Source organism: Streptomyces sp. NPDC002926 (genome assembly GCF_053591755.1).
In genome coordinates, this window is the sequence record NZ_JBSFUK010000009.1 from 185,692 (window position 1) to 205,242 (window position 19,551).

Here is a 19,551-nt window from a genome sequence, read left to right on the forward strand (position 1 = left end):
TCTCCGGCAAGGGTCCGGCCGTTGCTCATGGGTGGACCGGGTTCGAGCGTGGGAGCGGGATGTCATGGTCGGAGGGTGTGCGTGTTCCGGTCACGGCGAACCTCCCGTCTCCCCGGCCCTCAGCACCTCGTCCAGGAGGCGGACGGTGGCCTCCGGGAGAATACTGGCGGCGTGGGCGGCGAGTTGGTCGGGGGCGGTGTCGAGGCGTTTGATGCGGTGGTGGATGTCTCGGCGTATCCCGTTGAGCTTGCCCGGTTGGCCGCCACCGAGGGTGGCGAGGGCCGCGTGCCAGGCGGTGAGCACAAGGGCGATGCCGCGCGGGCCGAGGGGGTCGTAGGTGACGGCCACCTCGCGGTGACCCACGGTCTCGTCCCAGTGGTCGGTGCGCACATGGCGTTTGTCGTAGCCCTCCACCACCTGCCTTTTCTTCTTCTTGTAGCCGACCAGTACCTCCTCGTTGACCCACCGCTCGGCGACGAACCCGTCGCCGTTGAACCAGCTGCCGACCCCGTCCAGGAACTCGTCGAAGTCACCGGGCGGGACCTTCACCTTGCGGCGCCGGGTCTCGTAGATCGGCCGATCGTAGTCGGTTTCCTTGACCCAGCCGTAACGCGGGACCTTCTCGTAGATGTCCTTCGACCGCCGCTCGATGATCGGCTCAGTGGCGACCTTGCGCAGCTTGGCGACCTCCTTGCCGATCAGCGCCGCGAACGGCTCCAGCCACGCATCGTGGACCGCGCCGCCGTTCTCGGCGAGCCGGCCCGCGTACTCCAGCAGCAGTCGCCCGGCCATCGTGGGCAGCTCGCTCGCGCTCTCGTCGTCGGCGGGCGCGCTGAGCGCGACCTGCGCGGCGAACCCCACCACCGCCCGCTGTACCTCCTCGCGGTAGACGCCGAGCGCCCGCTCGCTCTGGTACGTGATTACATCGGTCAGAGCGGTGCTCCCGCCGAGGTAGTCCCGGGCCGCCGACAGTAGCTCCGCAAGCCCCGCACCGGACCGGCAGTCCATGGGTACGACACGGGAGGTGTCCAGCTTTAGGCCCACTTCCCGGTGCCAGCGCGCCAGCTGGCCATGCACGTCCTCCAGGTTCTCCGCGGTGGCCATCCGCCGCCCGCCCGCGCCATGGAACAGGTTGAGCACGAACAGCAGGCGCTCTCTGCCCACGGCACACAGCAGGTCCTTCAGATATGGCGCCTCGGCCCTCCCGAACCCGCGGTGCGGGGCGATCAGATAGAGCACTAGGTCGGGCTGCAGCAGGTCCGTCGGGAACCCTTCGGCGGGGTGCCGCTGCTCGCCGGTGCAGCGCAGCCGCTCGTACCGCAGAACCCGCACCTCCTCCACCGTCGGCCACGTCGGCGTCTGCGGCATGCCCAGCGCGACCCGGTTGAAGTTCTCCAGCCGGTCGTCGCCGGCCACTCCTGGCAGATCGACGTACGTCAGCCCGTGTGGGAAGGTCAAGAGGTGCGCGGCGTCCGTGCAGTCCTGGTGGCCGGTGGTGCGCAGCAGGTCGTCGGCGCCCACCAGCAGGTTGCCGAGGGTGGACTTGCCGCTGCCGGTCTTGCCGGTGGACACCAGCCGGGGCAGGGTGCCCTTTGAGGCACGGCCCTCGCCGAGCCGTTTCTGCACGAGGCGGGCGCGGACGGCACCGAGGGACGGTTCCTCCAGGGGCAGCAGGACTTCCTTTCGGGTGCCGCGGCTCATGACCGCGCGAAGAGACCGTCGAGCAGCTCGGCGATCTCCTCCTCCGCGTGATGCCCCTGCTTCAGCAGCCGTGCCAGCTGCGGCTTCGCCCGGTTCAGCGCGAGCGCGACCCGCTGCCGCTCCCGCTCCACGTACCGGTCGACGCGCTCCCGCTCGCCCTCGGCGACGCAGTACGCCTCGACGCCTGCGCCCACGGACAGCAGGAGCTCGATCACCGGTACGCCGCCCTCCAGGGGCTTGGTGCCGATGACCCGCTCGGTGACGCCGACTACCTCGTTGACCTTGGCGATGACCTTCTCCTGGTAGTCGACGACCTTCTGGCGGATCTCCTTGACTGGGATGTCGACCTCTTCCTCGACCACGCGCTCAGTCCGGTCTACCGAGTCCTCCCGCGCCTGCTCCCACATGGCCTTGCGCTCGGCGGCCGGACCGCGCGACACCCAGCTGACGAGGGCCTCGGCGGCGGTGTCCACGAGGATGCCGAGCTGTTCCGAGGCCTTCTTGGCCCGGACGTCCTCGACCTTCCGCGTGATCTTGTGCTTCTCCGTACGGGTACTCTCCTCGAAGTCGAAGACGGGCTCGCGCGTGACGATGTCCCGCTGCTTCGTCTCGACGTCCTGGGTGGTGATCACCTCGGACTGCTTCTCCCGAACTTGGTCCGCCTCCCGATGGACCAACGCCGCCAGGTCCTTGCGGAACGTGGCGGCGCTCGCCTCTGCCTCGAAGGTGAGTACCCCGAACTGGCTGAGGCCGCCCGCCGCGACCGACACCAGGTCCTGGCTGCCGGCCTGCTGGTCGACGGTGTTGAGCGCCAGTCGGGCCGCGATCCGGTGCATGGTGCGGCGGTAGTGCAGGCTGCGCTGCACACGCGCGTGCTCTTTGAGCTCGCCGTCCAGCACGGCCTGGATGCCGCCGAGCTTCTCGGGGGCGAGCACCTGGCATAGGACGCGGGTGAGGTCGTGGATCCCGGCGCCGGTGCGGGCGTTGAACTCGACGAAGCGGGGGCGGACGGAGCCCCCGAAGATCTGCTGGTACACCCGCTCGATCTGCGTGCGCACGTTCTCGATATCAACCCGCTCGGTCTTGCCGTCGAACCAGTTCAGGGCCATGACGACCTTGTCACCGTACCGGTGCAGGATGTCCTTCAGATAGGCCCGGTCGGTGCGGATGAACTGGCCCTGGGGAGCCACCACATAGACGAGAACGTCGGGCGGGAACTTCTCGGCGAACTCCGCCTCCCACGTGTCGGCGGTGATCACCTGCTTCCGGACGCCCACCGTCTCGCCGCCGACCGTCGTGGCTGCGCCGTAGTCCCGCAGCTCGAACCGGTTGGTTCTCTCCTCGTCCTCGATCTGTTCGAGACCGAGGGCCAGACGCGCGTAGTTCTCGTAATGCTCCCTGCCCCCGGCTCCGGGGGTGTCGAAGTAGTACAGGTCGCTGCGCATTGGCAGCATGCCGACGTAGTCCGTGCAGTCGTCGCGGCCTGTGACCTCCATGGCCTGGGCGCCGAAGAGCAGGTTGCCGAGGGTGGTCTTGCCGGCCTTGGTGCGGCCCACTGTGAACTGGTACACCGGGTTGCCGAATAGCCGGTCCTTAGAGCGCACCTCGTTCAGGACGCCCTGGCCTTCGAAGTCGCCCAGGGTCACGGCGCGCAGCAGGTCGGGCTTGTCCTGGAAGATCACCCGCAGTGTGTCGAGGGTTTCGTTTCGGGAGGTGTCGTCGGAGGGCATTTTGCGTTGGATTTCGGTCATGCCCCCACCTCAGCCCCGCCCCCGCTTCCTGCCCAACCACCGCGACGCTTCCTTGGTGCTTCCCGGGCGCTTCCGGACCGCTCCCGTCGGGGCGGCGGTCGAAGGCGCGGGCGGTGAAGTCACCGGCGTTCAGCCAGTCTTAGGCGGTGGTGTCGGCTGGACAGCCCGCCAGCCGGAGCCGGATCGCAACCTTCGCGGGAAGCTGACCGCCCTCGATGTCCGGACGCAGTTGTTGCCCCGAAGTCGCTGACCGGCCGATGCTCCCCGGCCACCAGGAATCAGTGTGCGGTCGGATAGGTCATCAGAGTCGTCGGCGAACAGGTTTTCCGGAGGCGGGGGTTCGGGCAGATCGACGGACGGCTCATGTTCTCCGTCTGTTCTCCGTCGCGATGTCGACGGTCCGGCGCAGGGTGCGCAGGTCAGTGAGGAAGAGGGCCGAGTCGATGCTGCGTAGCCGCGGCAGGTCGGCGGTGCCTCATCGGCGCCGAGCTGGCACAGCCGGGCCAGGCACTCCAGGGTCTCGCGCAGCGCCCGGGGGCGGTTGTCGCGCCGCCACACCCGCAGCTGGTAGCGCAGCTTTGGCGGCAAGCAGTAGATAGCGAGCGAAGGGCGGCAGCGCGGTGTCGCCTTGGGACCAGCCGGGCGCTCCCGGCCGGGTCGACGTTGGGGGCGACCAACCCGGAAGTCGCGCAGGATCCGGTCGTCGGCGTCCGCCCGGGTCTCCCACACGGCGAGGTCGCCGCTGTGCGTCGCCCCTGGCGCGGGCCGACGAGGCCGTGCGCCGGCAGCAGGCGACAGCCGGTCGTACAGCTCCGCGGCGTAGGAGCGGACCTCGGCCGCAGAAGTGACCCCAAGCCCGGTGATACGCTCCGGGCCGGCCGTCTCCAACCGGAGCGTCGGTAGGCCGAACGCCTCGACGCTGTCTGCGAGGATGGTCGCGCTGGCCGCGTCGAGGAGGCTGGCCACCTACTCACAGCGCGCCGTGGGCAGCCGCGACGCCCGGTGTCCCGCAGTACGACGTGCGCGCAGTCTGCCAGTTCCCGGTCACGCGTCCCGCCAGCGTCTCAACCGTCGCCGCATCGCCCGGTGCCGTCCAGCCCCTCCACGAAGCGCGCCACATCCCAGATGCGCATGCGCTCCAGAGCGGACGGGCGGACGACGATGCGCAGTTCTGGGCTGACCGGCGTGGACCGGGAGGCCCGCAGGAACGTCTCGACGATCATCATCAGGGACTGCTCCTCGTCCAGCCCGTCGATGCGGGCCAGTCGCGAGCCGACGAGCGGTATCGCCACCGGCTTGTATAGGCCGTGCACGGTGACCGACTCCCACAGCCGCTCCAGGGTCTCCCACAGTTGCGCCTTCGTCCCGCGGGTGACGAGGTCGTTGCCATGTCGGCAGTACACGGCGGCGAAGATCCGTCTGCCGGGCAGCGGCAGCGGTACAACTGTGCCGATGGGGTAGCGCACCCGCTTGCCGCGGGGCTTGTCCCGCGCGGTCTCCCGGCGCGTGGGCGGCACGGTGCGTAGCCCCCGGCGCAGCAGCCGGTCGAGTGCCTCCCGGCTGCCGCCGTACACCTTGTGTAGCAGCTGGCCCTGGACGCTGTCCCGGCTGATGACGACGTCCTGGTCCGTCGAGGTGTCGAAGGTGTCGCCGAACCCCACGACCAGGTTGGCGTCGTCCTGGTCGAACAGGTCGCCCCGCTTGACCACGATTGTGGTCCGCAGTGGGGTGATCTCGTGGCGGAGCACCTCGTCGCCATGCCGTGCCCGCAGCTTCAGCCGCAGCTCATGCAGCGTGCGCAAGGCCTCTGCGTCGTCCGGGGCCTCCTGCGTGAGTGACTCGGCGATCGGCAGCGCGAGCCGCAGCTGGCCCAGCTCGCAGTGTACTCGGACCAGTTCACGGCGGGCCGTGCCGTGCAGGTCGGTCAGGCGGCGGACCACCGGGCGGGCGAAGGGCGATTCGGCAACCTCCTCGAAGGGGGTGCCGCGCCACAGGTCGAGCGCGCGGCCGAGCAGCCCGGTCGCGGTGACGGGCGCGGCGTGGGCGGCCTCGCTCACCAGCCGCTCAAACTCCAGCCGATCCAGCTGGCTGTGATTCAGGACGAGCCGGTACGCGGACGTCGGGTCGCGGTCGGTCAGCGACTGCTCCGTGCGTAACAGGTCGTCGCCGCTGCCCGGGCGGCCGACCGCCATGGCGCGGCGCAGTTCGTGGACACGCTTTTGCACCTCCGCCCGGTGCAGGCGGGTGATGCGCTGACCGGGTGGGGCGTCCCACAGCTCCTGGTAGAGCCGTCCGGCGGTGATGACGTCACCCTCGGCGGCGACCAGGCGTAACAGCAGCCTCGTGGTCTGCGGTGACAGATGGACGCCCACACCGTCCAGTTCAAGACACACGGAACCGAGGACCTTGACACGTATGCGCCGCACCACGTGGTCTCCAGGTGTCAAGTCTGCTCGCCTCCCCCACAAAGCGAAGACAGGGAGGGGAGTCTATAACCTGCCAATGGCATGAATGGAGTGTCTTCCGCCCATCTGAGGAATCCGTGACTTTTCGTCAACCCAAGGCCCCGGCTACTGTCGGACGATGCTCACGCAGCATCACGAACGCGAGGAACTCGTGGCAGCTGGACAGCAGTTGTCAGGCTTCGCCAATGCTGTGGTCGCACACATGGAGGATCTGAGTCAGTTCCTCGACCGCACAATGAGACAAACCGCCTCCGTCGCCGACTCCCTGTACCGCGACACGGCGCTGTGGCCGTCACGCGACCAGGCGTCGACCGAACACTGCGCGGCGCTGATGGTGGAAGACGGCCTGTTTCCCGTGCTCGCCTCGGTCAGGCTGCTCAATTCGCTGGCCCTGCTCGGTCTCGCAACCAGTATCGACTCCGACCGTTCCCGAGTCGCCGAGGTGTTCGCCTCCCGGGGACTCGACCTGGAGTGGACGCTTGCCCAGCTGGATGCCTGCTGGCACACGCACGGCTATCCACCCCAGGTGATGCGCTCCCCCAAGCTGCTGCTCAGCCTCGTGTGACGGAGACCCGCCCGATCCATCGAAAGAAGGTCGCAGATGCCCGACGCCGACCCGGAGCACGACAGCCAGGCGCTGGCCGAAGGGCCCGTCGTGTTCATCGAGGGGCTATGGCTCGTCGAGTTCCTCGAACTGTCCGAGAGCCTGCCGCCCGGCGCCATCCGCAAGCAGTCGCGTGCCGCCGACGACGGCCGTACGCACGGAGATCTCGGCACCGTCGTAGCGGTGCTCACACTGACGAGTGCAGTGCTCCAGTCTTTCACCGCCTGGCTCCAAGCACGCCAGACCAGACAGTTCCGGCCGAGCCGACAGGCGGGGCGGAGCGAGCCGCAGCCGGATCCGTCGAGCCACGGCTACACCCTGGAACGCCGGGCCGACGGCACCGTCGTGATCACGCTGCCCCGGCTCGACGGAGCAGGTGCGGAGTCCAGTGGGCCCGCAGACCCCCTACAGGATCTGCGCTCACAGCTCGAACGGTTCCTTGGCCCCCCACCCTCATAGAGGCCGCATGGCGTGGGCTGGAGGCGACCGATGCCGCGCGCTACACGGCCTGGGCGGCGGACGCAGGCGTGACCCTATGGAGCTGCCCGGCCGTTACCGTGCCGGATCGAGGGCAGAGGCCAAAGAGTTTGTTCAACATGCAGACGTCGGGTGAGTGCGGCCAGGCAAGAGGCGGGCTCGTCGTGGTCTTGGAGGGCGGCCGGGGCGCCTGATGGGAGGGGGGAAGAACCCTGCACGCAGCCACCCTCGCCGGAGGCACGGCCGGGATGGGGGTCCGCCTCTGAGCCGACCGCCTCCCTCCTCACGGGCCGAGCCCAGCGGACGTCCGGAGCTCGCTGGCCCAACGTCAGTCATGGGGCTCCGACCTGGCAACAGGGCGGGCCTCCGCGCGTTGGAAGGGGAATGCGCTGCGCGGAGGTTCGAGCCCCTTTTCGGAGCTGGCGAGATCGCTTTCGTCCCCATCGATCCTGTCCAACCGGGACGCGTTCGGGACGCGTTCGGGACGCAAGGACACGAACAGACTGACAAAGACGAAGTAACGTCGACACAGCTCGCCTGCTCTGACCTGCAAGAACGCCATGAATCAGCGTAGATCGACAAGGGCCGCCAAGGTCCCCAAAGGACTCATAATCCGTCGGCCGTGGGTTCGAGTCCCACCCGCCCCACCACAGCAGTTCCCTGACCTGCGGAAACGGCTTTCCTGGAGTGTTGGTACGCGAAGTTGGGCTCAACGGAGAGAATCCGCTGCTCACGCCGTTGAGTCCTTGTGCAGCCTGCGCGGCCCGAAGAGTGGCCGACTTCTCTGACCTGCGGCGATGTAAGCGATCAAGGCTGTGGCTGGCTTACCCGGCGGCCGCTGACGGTCTTGAATGCAAGATCGAGGGGACGCACAGGGGACGCGGGGTGTCGGCAGCGGTTCCGCGATCTCGTCCCTTGGTACCCAGTGCGTTGTCGGGGTTGGCTGCCCTCTTCGGTGTTTCGGCGGGGCGCCACCGGTCGTGTTGGGGTTGCCAGACCGGGCAAGACCCCCTTCGCAGGGCTGCTCGCCTCGGCGTTGGTGCGCGACGGTTCGGTCGGCGAGGGTGCTGGGCAACGGTTCGAACCGGAAACGGTCCGGCGGGGATACAAGTAGCGATGTGGGCTCAGTTCGCGAGGGGGCGGGAACGGGCCGGCGCCCGTGTAACGCAACTCTTATGCCCACGTGGGCTGGGCGAGCCCGTCGTCCGCTTTCTTGTGGATAGATGTGGGAGGGGTGCAGTGCGCGCTGGAATGCCTTGTCGTCGCTGCTTGACGCACTGGCCGCCGGTGCCAGGGTGAGTCGTGCTCGGCATCCGGGTGGTGACTCGGGCCAGCAACGATGCCTCGCAGGATGGACCGCAATACGGGTGTGGTCACAGGCTCTGTCGTCGTCTGACTGGCTCCCGAAGCGTCGGGTTGTTCGCTGGGACCGGTGGTGCCCCAAGGGTGGTGAACCCGCCCCGGGGGGTGTGAGTTGGGGCGCGGGCTCACCATGACCGGTCGGTGGACCGGAAGTGTGTCAGTTCGTGTCGAGTGCGATGGCTATGTCGGTTATGGGCAGCGGGAACTGCCCCACGCCGGCCGTGGCCCCGGTGAACAGATTGACGCTGTAGAGCGTTGCCGAGCCACTCGCCGAAGTGAGAGTGGCGAAAGCCGACACCGAGGTCGTCTTGCCGCTGGTCAGGTCGCTGAAGATGTCAAAGCCCGCATTGCGGCCCGCGTCCACGCCGAGTGCGCCGGTCGGGGCCAGCGTGCCGCTGTTGGCCGGTGACTGGATGACGGCCTGGTCCGTGGCCGTGTTGATGTCGAACAGCGTGGTCGCGGTGTCCGCGTTCAAGTCGTTGTTCGTGTAGGCAGCGGCGGTGACGCCCCTGGTTGGCCCGGTCGCCGGCGGAGTAGTCAGTGTGGTGTCCTCGGTCGTGGTGCCGTCGGCGAGGTTGTGACGCAGGTTCTGGCCGTTGTCGCTGATCACCCGCAGCCGGTCGGCCGCAGGGTTGAAGTCGACCCCGAAGTTCGTGCCGTACAGCGGAACACTGAGCTGGGAGACCTTGGTGACAACCACGTCCGTGGTCACTGGCGGGGTCTTGATCGTGTAGATGCCGCCTTGGTTGCCGACGCCGTACATGAGGCCGTTCTGCACGCGGAAGTCGATCCCGATCAAGGCGGTGTCGTCACTGAGCCCGGTGACGGCCCTGACCCAGTCGAGCACCTGGGGTCTGTCGGTGGTGAACGTGGCCATTAACGTGCCGTCACTCGAGATCCCGAACGCCCGCAGGCTGTCGGCCTGGGCCTGGGCCCAGCTGTTGCTCGGGGCTCCCACAACGAGTGCCGCCATGGCGGATGCGACCGCGACCGCCGCAGCCATTCTCTTTTTGATCCCTGCTTTCATCGCTTCTTCCCTCCCGGTCAGAGTGTGGCGTGGTAAAGGCATTGCGGCATGGTCCGCTTGGTTGAACCATCAGCCGGCGACCACAAGCTATTTGGCAGGACTGGACATCCACTGGACGGTGATTGAAATATTCACATCGGCGTTTGCGCGGCGGTGTCGCCGCAGCCCCACCACCCCGCCCGAAGCCACGAGCCGATCGAGTTGACCGTCCCGGAGATCCGCCACCTGCTCGCAGCCGCCCTCAACCGACCGGCCTGCCTGGTCACCGGCAGCGTGCTCCCGCTGATGAATGCCGAGCAGGCGGCGCGATAGCCGCCGTTGTCGCACTCCACGTCCACCGTCAGGGCGTTGGCAGCGGCCGAGGCCGGCGAGGCGACCGCGCCGGAGAGCGCGAGCAGCAACGGGCGTCGAACAGGGCCGGGGAACGCAGTCTTCGCAGTCTTCGTCGCATGTCGGCCTCTCCCTTGGGTGACCGGGTCAGCGACCAGAGGGTTTGCCTGGTGCGCTCAGTCCGGCCGCGTCGACTGGACACCTGCTGGAACACCGCCTCCACCGCCGCGCGCCGGACGCCGCCCGCGTCCAGGAGATCCAGTCGCCGCTACTGGTCGGCCAGCTCCGTCACCAGGTCCGCCAGTCGCAGCGACGGGCGGGCGACGGCGAGCTCGGCTGCGACCCGGAGCGCCAGCGGGAGCCGTACACACTGTTCGGCCAGGGCGGCGGCCGGCCCCGGCTCGGTTTCGACCCGCGCGCCGATGAGCGACCGCAGCAGGGCGACCGCGTCGGGCAGCGGGAGCGGGCCCAGGCCGATGCGGCGGGCGCCGTGCAGGGCCACCAGGCCGGCCAGGTTGTCCCGGCTGGTGACCACGACGGTGCAGGACGGCGAGCCGGGAAGCAGCGGGCGGACCTGCTCCTCGGACAGGGCGTTGTCCAGGACCACCAGCATCCGCCGGTCGGCGATCTCGGTCCGGTAGCGGCTAGCGCGGTCGTCGACGTCGAGCGGGATCACGTCACCGGGAACCCCGAGGACGCTGAGGAACCGGGTGAGGGCGTCACCGGGCGGTATGGGGTGGTCCGGATCGTAGCCGCGCAGGTTGATGTAGAGCTGGCCGTCGGGAAACCGGTGCCGCGTCCGGTGCGCCCAGTGGACGGCCAGCGCGGTCTTCCCCACCCCGGCCGTGCCGGAGACCACCGAGACGGCCACCGCCGTCAGGCTTCCCTCCGCTCCGGCCAGCAGCCGGTCGAGGGCCGACAGCTCCGTGTCCCGGCCGGAGAAGTCGGGCACATCCGCGGGCAACTGCGCGGGGAGCGCGCCGGCGACGCTCACCGGTACCGGGCCGGTGGTCGCGTCCTGGTCGGGGACATGCCCGTGGCCGGGAGTAGGAGGCCTGGTACGGCGGCGCAGCACGGAGACATAGGCCTCGGACAGCTCGGGGCCGGGGTCGACGCCGAGTTCATCGACCAGCAGGCGGCGGCTTCGCCGGTAGACGGCGACCGCTTGGTCGCGTCGCCCGACGGCCTCGTACGCCCGGATGAGCCGGGCCTGCGCGCCCTCGTCCAGTGGCTGCGCGGCCGCGGCCTCCTCCAGGACGGGGAGCACGCTGGGGCTCTTTCCCGCCGCGATCATGGCTTCGCCGTACTGGGCCACCACGCCACGACGCTCCCCGGCTAGCGCGACGACCATCAGGTTGGCGGCGAGGAACGGCAGGTCGGCGAGGGGCGGCTGCTGCCACAGCCCGAGGGCGTCGGCCAGCAGCGCCGCGGCCCGCTCCTGGCCGCCGTCCCGCCGTGCGGTCTCCGCCGCGGCGACCAGGGCCCGGAAGCGCAGCAGATCGATGACGCCGTACGGAACGCGCAGCGCGTAGCCGTCGCCGAGCCGGGGCAGCACCGCGCTGGGGGCGCGCGGCGGCCGCCCCGGCTCCAACAGCCGGCGCAAGTGCTTGATGTGCGTCTGGATGACGTTCGACGCGCTCGCCGGGGGCCGCTCGCCCCACAAGGCGTCCGCGAGCCCGGAGAACGGCAGCTGCTGTCCACGGGACACGGTCAGCAGGGCGAGAATTGCACGGCGCTGGGGCGAGCCGAGGTCGAGGCGTGTGCCGTCCCGCCAGACACAGACCGGCCCGAGTACCTGAATGCGCATGAGCCCCCCGCCTCACTGTTCCACACCTCCCTCACCCTTCCCTCATCAGCGGCATATCCGGAAGGCCCATTCCGGCCCAGTGCCGCATAGCCGCCATTGCAGCCGCCAGCCGTTCAATGCCTGTCCAATCGCCGTCCAGTGGGGGTTGCGAGCGTGATGGTGCGCATCGGCATGACAATGCGCACGAGAGGAGCAGGTCATGTCCCGATCCCTGCGCAGCCAGCTGGCCGCGCTGCTGGTGAGCGTGTTCGCCCTCATCGGCCTGGCCATAGTCCCGGCGAGAGCCGACGCCTCCGCCACGTCCACCTACCTCAGCGCGATCAACTTCAACGGCTACGGCCGCACCTTCACTGTCTCGGGCACGCCGAAGCCACGTCGGTCCAGGACGGCGGCAGCCCGTCAGGCTGGTCCTGCAGGGCGGGCGGCGTGAACCGCCCTCTGTCGATCACCGACGCCTGCCGCTACCAGTTCTCAGAGCTGGTCTCCCGCGGCTCCCTCGTATCCGAGGACGCGGCGAACGCAGCCCCCTCAAGTGGTAATGCTGGGCGGACATCAGCGTCCGTCTGGCCCGCGGCGGCATGTGCAGGTCGCGGAGCTACAGTGGGGCGAACAACTCCGGCGGCAACGTCGACGGCTGGCTCTGCGAGGCCGACACCAACGACGTCAGGCTCAGTCTGAACGAGGCCTGCAAGTGCCCGGATTCCGCCGACTCGCGAAAAGAGCACGCGGATGGGCGCGTAAGGATTGATGCGGCCCTTCTCGGGATGCATCCGCCACGGAGTGGCCGCATCCCAGACCGCAGCCCTTCAGGTCAAGGCAGGCGGATCCGAGCGACCTGCCGGTCGTGGTCGCTGAGCCCATTGGCGGACGGCGAGCGGCGACGTCAATACGGGGCTCACGGACAGGCAACAGCGAGCGCAGGTAGCGGCGGTAGCTCTCGACGATGAGTTCGCTGGTCGCTCGCGCATCCAGGGTGTGGCTCATCCGTCTCGGCGGACTTCTTGCCCACCGCCGACCGCTCCAGCACGCTGCCACCGATTCCCGGCAGCACGTACACCAGATGTTTGGCGCTCCATCCCCGCCCCCGCTCTCCTCTCGGCCCGAAGCCCGAGCCGAACGCTTCCCCTATTGCCCCACCCCTGGGCGAGACCACGGACAGGATCCACCCAACGAGCCCACGACGGCCGTCCGTCACCGAACGGGCGGACACACAAGGGGAGTTCCGGGAATATCGCGCATTCGAACACCGCGACAGCGTTCCGCGCTCAATTAGCCCGAATAGGTGGCGAGCGGCTGGCGTGAGCCCGTCAAGCAGCGCCAGCTGGTCGTCACGCGAAGGACGGAGCAGTCATGATCTTGACCCAGGCGGCCAACCCTGAGTCGTGAGTCCTTCCACCCCAAGTCCGCCGGTACCCCGGCCACACACGAATCATCGAGGGGACACTGCAAGCGATCGGCTATACGAGAAGCTGGCCGCATGACATTGGATGCATTCGGTTCGAGAAGCAGGAGACCACTCCGAACTTCTGTCCTCGGGCTGCCTCGTGGCCCATGTCGCCGCCCTCCTGCTGGTCGGAGCCACCACCTACGTCCTGATCGACACGCGTCGGCAGAACCAGAAAAGGCACTTCAATAGGCGAAAGCCTCCGTTGAGCGCGGCCAGCGATCCTGGCGGACGCCGCGGGAGACGGCAAACCGACACTGACACACGAAGAGTTCGTCAGGGCGCTCCGGGACTCGCAAGCATCCCAAGGGAACACAGCTCGCGAAGCCGTGGAACCGTAACGATCACCGCCCAACTCCGCGGGACCCAGGCTGGCTTGCTGGGAAGAGGCACGAGGTCAGCAGACGAGCGACCGGACACGGCCGGTGGATCTTGCTGGTCAGCCTGCCGGTGCGCAGGCGTAGAGCAGCCTGGTCGACGCAGCCTGCGTAGTGCGTGTCGAGTGATCGCGTTTCGTACGTCCGTGGGGGCCTGGCCAACGGGCTGTTGGCAATCGTTACTTGGAAACTGCGCGGGTCGGTCGCGCACCGTGTCGTCAGCCCGCACTTCCCCCCTCACGTGGCATGGAGTGTTTCACGCCACGATGGAGACAAGGGCGTGGCGATTGCAACTTCGAGTTGGTTAGTGTGATCGGATTGCAAGTGTCGGAAGTGACGCGTGTGTACGGGCTGCCTCTCTGCTGCAGCTCTCGACCTGACGTTCCGACAGGACCACTCGGGGGTGGGCATGAAGTTCGACATGGGCAGTACGACGCTGTCCGGACTGACGAACAGCACGGTGGGGTCGAGTAGCGATCTCGGTACGCTGATCCGGATGTTGATCGCTGCCGCGGAGCCGCTGGAGGGCAAGTTCAACGGGGCGGGGAAGGTCGCGTTCGACTCGTTCAAGAACCGTTCGGACGAGATCACCGCGGCGCTGAACGGATCGCTTCAGTCGATCTTGGGCGGCCAGTCCGGCATGGACAACGCCTTCGGTACCGGTGATCAGGAGGCCGAGGACAACGCTACCCAGCACATGGCATCTGCCAACTTCGACGCGGCCCGGTTCTCCGGGCGATAGGGGATCTCTCATGGCAAGTGACGACCGGCGCAGTTACGACACGGGCGCATCCGTGGAAGTGCAGGGCGGGCTGCAGGGGATCGTAGGCCAGTTGGAGCGGGTGCTGGCAGACCGTGACAGGGCCGTGAAGGCCGCGATGACGGAGTTCACCGCCGACGGGGTCTCGGACGAGTACCACGGCAAAGAGCTCCGCTGGAACGTGGCGGCCAACGAGGTGCGCGACATCATCAAGTTGGTGCGCACGACGCTGGAGAAGAACGACGCCACCGCGCAGGCCACCTTGGCCAGGGCCAAGGCCGCGGTGGACGCCATCGGCTGACCCGGCCAACTCGGCTGCTCACAACTAGGGGGATGACGTGACGGGTTGGGACATCCAGCCTGCCGGGGTGAAGGGCACGCTCGCGGTGACCTCGATCTCGGTGGACTCTCTGCCGGCGCAGGTGAAGGCATTCGCCTCGGATCTGGAAAGCGCGTCCAAGGGGGCAGGGACACTGAGCCAGGAGGGTTCGGACGGGGACGGCACCCCGGGACTCGTCGGGGCAGCACTCATGCAGTTCGCTCTGGCCCGCCGGGAGCAGCTGGTGTTCATGCAGCGGCGTGCGGCCAAGTCTCTGCAGGGCGCCTCCCTGGCAGCGGCGGCGTACGAGGCCGGCAATGTCGAGATGGCACAGCGGGCCCAGAGCGAGGCTCTCAAGGCGCCCGACATTCCTGATCTCAAGATGCCCGGAGTCGACGGCAAGGGCGCGAAGTGATCAAACCGGAAGACATACCCAGGTTCACCGGAAAACTGGAGGTGCTGGAGAAGGCCGTCGGGGCACTGGACGCCGACGGATCCGGGTTCACTTCCACGGGCTCGGACATCCATAGTCGGTTCCAGTCGCTGGCCTCGTACTACGAGGCTCCTGAGGCCGAGAAGCTGTTCGCCACCACCGCCGCAGTGCAGACGACCGGGGAGAACCTGGGCACCGATGTGGAGAGTGTGGCTCGCGCGCTCGGTGAGTACGCGATCGAGATCCGGCCATTGGTGGCCCGGCTCGAGACTCTGCGGAGCGAGGCGATCGCCTTCGTCGCCGAGGCCAAGCGCGGCCACGTCCTGATCAACAACTGGCAACGTGACCAGGACAAGATCGACAAGAACGAGGAGCTGGTCAACGGCGTCACGGCCACGACCACCGCGTTCTGGGAAGCCGAACGCACCGCCGCGAACAAGATCATGGCCTTGTTCAGCTGCATCAAGTACCGGGCCAACGACGGCTCCAACAAGCCCGACATGTACGGGTTTTCGTCCGACGCGCTGAAGGATGCGGAGCTTCCCTGGGGCTCGGTCGAGGAGCGCACGTTCCTGCCCGGCAATATCGACCGGCACATCAAGAGCTTCGTCTGGGACGGTCTGATCGTCGACAACATCTGGGGGACGATCCAGGGCCTGGGCGCGCTGGTCGGCATCGGCGCGGACGCTTCCGACACATGGGCCGCCCTGGGCCGCGTATTCATCGGAGCGGGCGACTACCTGCAAGACCCCCTCAACGACCGCCCAGGGGGCTTGGGGGACACGCCGCTCGGTCAGCAGAGCAGGAAGGACGCCAAGGAGTTCGCCAAGGGCCTGGTTGCCTGGGACATGTGGAGCGAGAATCCGGCCCGCGCCTCGGCCACGGTCGTCTTCAACGTCCTCACTCTCGGAGTCGGTCCGCTCAAGGCGGGAACGGCAGCCGAGGCCGGCCTCGGTGCCAAGGCCGCGGGCACGGCGGCCAAGATCGGTGAGCTGCTCGACCCCGTCTCGGCGACGGTCAAGGCGGCGGGCGCTGCCGCACCGAAGATCGCGGAGATTACGGCAGGCCTCCGGAAGGCCGTACCGGACCTCCCTGACCTCGGGGACGGGTCGGTCCGGCTCCCGGATGGGTCCATCCTGCGGACGGTGGACGGGGAACTCGTCGTCACGAAGCCAGACGGAAGCGTGGCCGGGAAGGCCCCGGGTGAACTGTCGGCTGCAGACCGCGCCGCCCTGGACGACGCTTCTCGTAATCCTTTGCGGACTCCGGCGGAAGTCGGAGCAGGAGTGCGGCAGCCCGGCGCCACGGCCCAGGTGGGGGACCCCCCCGGGGAACCCCTCCCGCCTCGGTCCAGTCATGACGCACCAGGGGCAAGCAGCCCCTCGCGCGGCGGGCCGGGAGGTCGCGATGTACCGGTCGGACCGGGCGCCGCTCATGCGGCCAATTCCACACCACCTGGTAGGGGAGGCGTCACCGCCCCTACAGGCTCTGGCCACGACCTCCCGCACCAGGGCAGTCACGACGACATGGGCGGGTCGCCTGGACAGGATGCGGGTGCATCCAGCCACGGTGATCAGGACGCGCCGACACCACCCCAGCGTGATACGCCGGGCGACCACGCCGACGCGGGTGATGGGCCGGGCGGCGGTGACGGGCGCACGCCGCTGGGTGGTATCCCCGGTGCCGAATCTGGGCGGTATACCGAGGGAGATCGTGTCGCGTCCCCGCCTACGGGAGTCATGAGGCCGGACAAGGAATCGGCGGTCGTGGCAGCTCTCGACCACGCGAAGATGCAGCCGCAGGATCAGCAGCGTCTGCTGACACAGCTTCGAAAATCGGACTACGGAGCAGGGGTTGCGGATCATATCGCGCGAGGTGATCTTGCCGCTATGCCGGGCTACAACGACCTTCTCAGCCAGTGCAAGCAGGGGAATATGATTCCCGCTGTGCACCAAGCCATGGAGCACGCGGAGGAATTGCGGTCGAGAGGAGTCAAGGACCTGGAGTTCGAGTACAAGGACGCGGGGGCTAAGTTGGACTTGGACGTCCTGGTCAGGTCGGGTGGCAAGATCGAGTACGGATGGCAGCTCAAGGAGGTGGAAGGGGCTTCAGGCATCAGATCCGCGGTCAAGAAGATCGCCGCCAAGCAACTGGCCGGACCCGGCGTGGGAGAAAAGATCGCCATTCTGGACATCCACGACGTGAAAGCCGCTCTGACGGACGAGGTCCTCAGGAATGTCGAGCATGCTGCACAGAAGTCGAATGCCACGTTCGAGCTGCGTTTCCAGGACGGCTCCATCAGTGTTCCGCCCCGTGGCCCGGTAAACCCGTAAGGAATTTCCATGTCCACTTTGATGCGAGCCCCGCAAGAATGTGCCTCGTGGGTCTGGGAACTCGACGAATTTGCCACTCCTGGCCTGGAATCCGCGCTGATGACGGCAGCGCGAATGTCTGCCGTTCTGCGTGAGCACGGCCTCCTGGAGCCAGGCAGCCTCGAATGGGACTGGTTCGTCTTCGGTGTCGGCGGACTTGGTCTGCACACGCGTCTTTCCCTCGCAGGAGGGCCGATCGACGACGCGCACCTGGCCCAGCGTGTCCTTCAATGTCGACCTGTGGGATTCCCGGATGCCCAGGTCTCCGACATCCTGGTGTCGGGGTCCGGCACATGGGTCGATGCGGAAGGGAAGCATCATCGGGAGCAACGCCTGGTCGAGCTGACGGTTTCACCCGATTCCATCGGCCTGTCAGCAGAGGTGTCCGTCTTCCATGACATCTGGGGCGAGTTCGACTTCCGTGGTCACCCGCACCCGGACGTCCGTAAGCGCAATGCACCGCGTCTCGCCGCAGCCCTCCAATCTCTCGATTCATTGCTGGGAGTGGCTGCGGAGCCCGGGGAAGCCACGTACTTCGGGTGTGCCGAGGGCCATGCAATTCAGGTACCCGATGTATTGGACGGTCGCGGACCCGACCTCTCAGACCTGCTCTGACACGTAGCCGGTAACAAGAGACAGCAACGCCCCCACGGCCGTGGAGCGGTAAGGCGGACCGATGTCCCAGGATTACGACAGTCAGTTGCTGGAGTCGGTGTCGGTTCGACGTCGGCGGATGAGCGATGCCCTGCTGTTCGGTGCCCAGCGGGGGCGGCGCTCGGCCAACGAGCGTTTGGGCAAAGCATTCGCCGGGATTGTGATCGCGGCGGTGTTGTGTGCCGGGTGCGTGGGGTGGTCGTTCATCTCGAACCGGCTTGTCGGGCAGGGGCAGGGCGTGGTGCCGGGCCCGGTGAGCAGTTCTGCTCGGTGATGAGTTCGATCGGATGGTGATTTTGGGGGCGGCGGCAGTGCAGCGTGCGGAGTTGAGCCGGGTCACTTTGGTGGGTGACCGGCGGCGCATAGATCTCGTGCTGCCTTCCGATGAACCAATAGGGCGGCTACTGCCAGAGGTTATGCGGCTTCTGGGCGACCGGGTCGCGGCCCAGCCGATGCTGCGGCAGCTGGTCACCACCGACGGTTCGGTGATCCCTCAGGAGAGCACACTGGCGACGGCAGCCGTTCCTGATGGTGCGGTGCTGCGGCTGGTGCGAGTGGAGGATGTGCCGTCGGCCGCGGTGGTGCACGACGTCACCGATGAAGTGGCCGAGGATCTCGGCGTACGGGCATGGCGGTGGCGGCCCGCGGCGCGGAGGGTGACGGCGGGAGTCGTCACGGTGTGTCTGGCCGTAACGGCGGCGCTGCTGGCACGGGGCGAGTTTGCCGCGGCGAGTGTGGGTGCTGTCCTCCCCTTCATCGCAGTGGTGTTGGCAGGCTGCGGCGCTCTGGCCGGTCGGCTGGGCAATCGTGGGCTCGCCACCACCCTGGTCGCGAGCGGTGGTGCCCTGGCCGTGCTGGGCGCCTGGCTGCTGGCCGACGCACATGAATGGTCCGGTCCGGAGCGGCTGGCCGGTATGGCCGGGGCTGTCGCGCTGACGTTGCTCCTCCTTGGCTGGTTCTCGCCGCTGGGGCGCGGGGGAATGCTCGGCGCGGGCGCGGTCGCGGCGATTGGCCTCAGCTGGGAGGTCGTATCCGCCTTGCAGAGCGGCGCGGAAACGGCGGCTCAACAGGCCAGGCTCGGCACGGTGCTGGCAGTGGCGTCCGTGGTGGTGCTGGGCGTGCTGCCGCGCGTGGCCCTGATGGGCGCCGGGCTGACCCGGCTGGACGACACGCGCTCTGCCGGGGCTTCGGTGAGTCGGCATCAGGTCGCCACGGCGTTGGCGGCCGCCCATCGAGGGCTGGTGCTGACGACGATGATTGTTGCGGTCTCTGCTGGAGCCGCCGGCTTGCTTGTGGTCAGCGAGCGGAACCTGTGGACCGTCGTCCTGGCGTCTGTCGTGACCGTGGTGCTGCTGTTGCGCGCCCGGGCGTTTCCGCTCGTGGCCGAGGTCGTGGTGCTCCTGGCCGTCGGGCTGGTTCTCGCGGTCCGCCTGACGATGCTGTGGCTGGGGCACTCTGCCGGTTACGGGGCGCTCGCCCTGGTGGCAGGGCTGGCAGCCGCCGGACTCGTTGTGCTGGCGGTGGAGCCTGCTGAGCATGTACGGGTGCGTCTGCGGCGGATCGGGGACGTGGCGGAGTCCGTCGGAGTCGTTCTCCTGTTCCCGCTGGCGATCGGCGTGTTCGGCGTGTACGGGCGTCTGCTCGACACGTTCCGGTAGGGGGTACGCG

16 protein-coding genes are annotated in these 19,551 nt (G+C 68.0%); 10 read left to right on the forward strand and 6 right to left on the reverse strand.

Annotated elements, in window-relative coordinates; translation table 11 throughout:
* Window positions 1-90 precede the first annotated feature (90 nt).
* The 3 genes from ACWDZ6_RS17690 to ACWDZ6_RS17700 all read right to left on the reverse strand — a co-directional run bounded on the left by ACWDZ6_RS17690 (window position 91) and on the right by ACWDZ6_RS17700 (window position 5,878).
* Window positions 91-1,701 carry a hypothetical protein gene (locus tag ACWDZ6_RS17690; RefSeq protein WP_451503589.1) on the reverse strand — a complete coding sequence of 537 codons (1,611 nt, stop codon included), beginning with the start codon at window positions 1,699-1,701 and terminating at the stop codon, window positions 91-93.
* Window positions 1,698-3,452, reverse strand: a complete 1,755-nt coding sequence (locus tag ACWDZ6_RS17695) for a hypothetical protein (protein WP_451503590.1) — start codon at window positions 3,450-3,452, stop codon at window positions 1,698-1,700. The genes ACWDZ6_RS17690 and ACWDZ6_RS17695 overlap by 4 nt, the downstream gene beginning before the upstream one ends.
* Before the next feature lie 1,064 nt (window positions 3,453-4,516).
* Entirely contained in the window at window positions 4,517-5,878 is a 1,362-nt protein-coding gene (locus tag ACWDZ6_RS17700) for a macro domain-containing protein (RefSeq protein WP_451503591.1), read from the reverse strand.
* 157 nt (window positions 5,879-6,035) lie between these two features.
* Between ACWDZ6_RS17700 and ACWDZ6_RS17705 the strand changes: the two genes are divergently transcribed.
* Window positions 6,036-6,482, forward strand: coding sequence for a hypothetical protein (locus ACWDZ6_RS17705; RefSeq protein ID WP_451503592.1), 447 nt, complete (start codon window positions 6,036-6,038; stop codon window positions 6,480-6,482).
* 36 nt (window positions 6,483-6,518) lie between these two features.
* The gene (locus tag ACWDZ6_RS17710) at window positions 6,519-6,980 is read left to right on the forward strand and encodes a hypothetical protein (RefSeq protein ID WP_451503593.1); all 462 of its coding nucleotides are present in this window, start codon (window positions 6,519-6,521) and stop codon (window positions 6,978-6,980) included.
* A gap of 1,537 nt (window positions 6,981-8,517) precedes the next feature.
* Here the strand turns inward: ACWDZ6_RS17710 and ACWDZ6_RS17715 are convergent.
* From ACWDZ6_RS17715 to ACWDZ6_RS17725, 3 genes are all read right to left on the reverse strand, one after another.
* Window positions 8,518-9,363 (reverse strand): DUF4394 domain-containing protein, encoded by an 846-nt coding sequence (locus ACWDZ6_RS17715; RefSeq protein ID WP_451503594.1) that lies wholly within the window; start codon window positions 9,361-9,363, stop codon window positions 8,518-8,520.
* A 155-nt stretch (window positions 9,364-9,518) separates the two neighbouring features.
* Window positions 9,519-9,788, reverse strand: coding sequence for a hypothetical protein (locus tag ACWDZ6_RS17720; protein ID WP_451503595.1), 270 nt, complete (start codon window positions 9,786-9,788; stop codon window positions 9,519-9,521).
* 197 nt (window positions 9,789-9,985) lie between these two features.
* Entirely contained in the window at window positions 9,986-11,524 is a 1,539-nt protein-coding gene (locus ACWDZ6_RS17725; RefSeq protein ID WP_451503596.1) for a BTAD domain-containing putative transcriptional regulator, read from the reverse strand.
* Window positions 11,525-11,723: 199 nt separating this feature from the next.
* On the opposite strand from ACWDZ6_RS17725, the gene ACWDZ6_RS17730 reads away from it, so the two are divergent.
* From ACWDZ6_RS17730 to eccD, 8 genes are all read left to right on the forward strand, one after another.
* A complete protein-coding gene (locus tag ACWDZ6_RS17730) occupies window positions 11,724-11,954 on the forward strand; it encodes a hypothetical protein (protein ID WP_451503597.1) in 231 nt (76 codons plus the stop codon).
* Window positions 11,955-13,754: 1,800 nt separating this feature from the next.
* A complete protein-coding gene (locus ACWDZ6_RS17735) occupies window positions 13,755-14,087 on the forward strand; it encodes a hypothetical protein (RefSeq protein ID WP_451503598.1) in 333 nt (110 codons plus the stop codon).
* 10 nt (window positions 14,088-14,097) lie between these two features.
* Window positions 14,098-14,406, forward strand: a complete 309-nt coding sequence (locus tag ACWDZ6_RS17740) for a pore-forming ESAT-6 family protein (protein WP_351458171.1) — start codon at window positions 14,098-14,100, stop codon at window positions 14,404-14,406.
* A 37-nt stretch (window positions 14,407-14,443) separates the two neighbouring features.
* Entirely contained in the window at window positions 14,444-14,839 is a 396-nt protein-coding gene (locus ACWDZ6_RS17745) for a DUF6507 family protein (protein ID WP_451503599.1), read from the forward strand.
* Window positions 14,836-17,190: a hypothetical protein gene (locus tag ACWDZ6_RS17750; protein WP_451503600.1), complete on the forward strand. Its 2,355-nt coding sequence runs from the start codon at window positions 14,836-14,838 to the stop codon at window positions 17,188-17,190. Before ACWDZ6_RS17745 ends, ACWDZ6_RS17750 begins: the two co-directional genes overlap by 4 nt.
* Before the next feature lie 9 nt (window positions 17,191-17,199).
* Window positions 17,200-17,844 carry a hypothetical protein gene (locus ACWDZ6_RS17755; protein WP_451503601.1) on the forward strand — a complete coding sequence of 215 codons (645 nt, stop codon included), beginning with the start codon at window positions 17,200-17,202 and terminating at the stop codon, window positions 17,842-17,844.
* Between the two features lie 61 nt (window positions 17,845-17,905).
* Window positions 17,906-18,157 carry a hypothetical protein gene (locus tag ACWDZ6_RS17760; protein WP_451503602.1) on the forward strand — a complete coding sequence of 84 codons (252 nt, stop codon included), beginning with the start codon at window positions 17,906-17,908 and terminating at the stop codon, window positions 18,155-18,157.
* Window positions 18,158-18,170: 13 nt separating this feature from the next.
* The gene (gene eccD / locus ACWDZ6_RS17765) at window positions 18,171-19,541 is read left to right on the forward strand and encodes a type VII secretion integral membrane protein EccD (RefSeq protein WP_451503603.1); all 1,371 of its coding nucleotides are present in this window, start codon (window positions 18,171-18,173) and stop codon (window positions 19,539-19,541) included.
* Window positions 19,542-19,551: the final 10 nt, after the last annotated feature.

Bases quoted from the DNA above. Each gene is read 5' to 3' on its own strand.
- ACWDZ6_RS17690 (WP_451503589.1), bottom strand. From the start codon at position 1,701: ATGAGCCGCGGCACCCGAAAGGAAGTCCTGCTGCCCCTGGAGGAACCG.
- ACWDZ6_RS17695 (WP_451503590.1), bottom strand. From the start codon at position 3,452: ATGACCGAAATCCAACGCAAAATGCCCTCCGACGACACCTCCCGAAAC.
- ACWDZ6_RS17705 (WP_451503592.1), top strand. From the start codon at position 6,036: ATGCTCACGCAGCATCACGAACGCGAGGAACTCGTGGCAGCTGGACAG.
- ACWDZ6_RS17710 (WP_451503593.1), top strand. From the start codon at position 6,519: ATGCCCGACGCCGACCCGGAGCACGACAGCCAGGCGCTGGCCGAAGGG.
- ACWDZ6_RS17715 (WP_451503594.1), bottom strand. From the start codon at position 9,363: ATGGCTGCGGCGGTCGCGGTCGCATCCGCCATGGCGGCACTCGTTGTG.
- ACWDZ6_RS17725 (WP_451503596.1), bottom strand. From the start codon at position 11,524: ATGCGCATTCAGGTACTCGGGCCGGTCTGTGTCTGGCGGGACGGCACA.
- ACWDZ6_RS17730 (WP_451503597.1), top strand. From the start codon at position 11,724: ATGTCCCGATCCCTGCGCAGCCAGCTGGCCGCGCTGCTGGTGAGCGTG.
- ACWDZ6_RS17735 (WP_451503598.1), top strand. From the start codon at position 13,755: ATGAAGTTCGACATGGGCAGTACGACGCTGTCCGGACTGACGAACAGC.
- ACWDZ6_RS17740 (WP_351458171.1), top strand. From the start codon at position 14,098: ATGGCAAGTGACGACCGGCGCAGTTACGACACGGGCGCATCCGTGGAA.
- ACWDZ6_RS17755 (WP_451503601.1), top strand. From the start codon at position 17,200: ATGTCCACTTTGATGCGAGCCCCGCAAGAATGTGCCTCGTGGGTCTGG.
- ACWDZ6_RS17760 (WP_451503602.1), top strand. From the start codon at position 17,906: ATGTCCCAGGATTACGACAGTCAGTTGCTGGAGTCGGTGTCGGTTCGA.
- eccD (WP_451503603.1), top strand. From the start codon at position 18,171: ATGGTGATTTTGGGGGCGGCGGCAGTGCAGCGTGCGGAGTTGAGCCGG.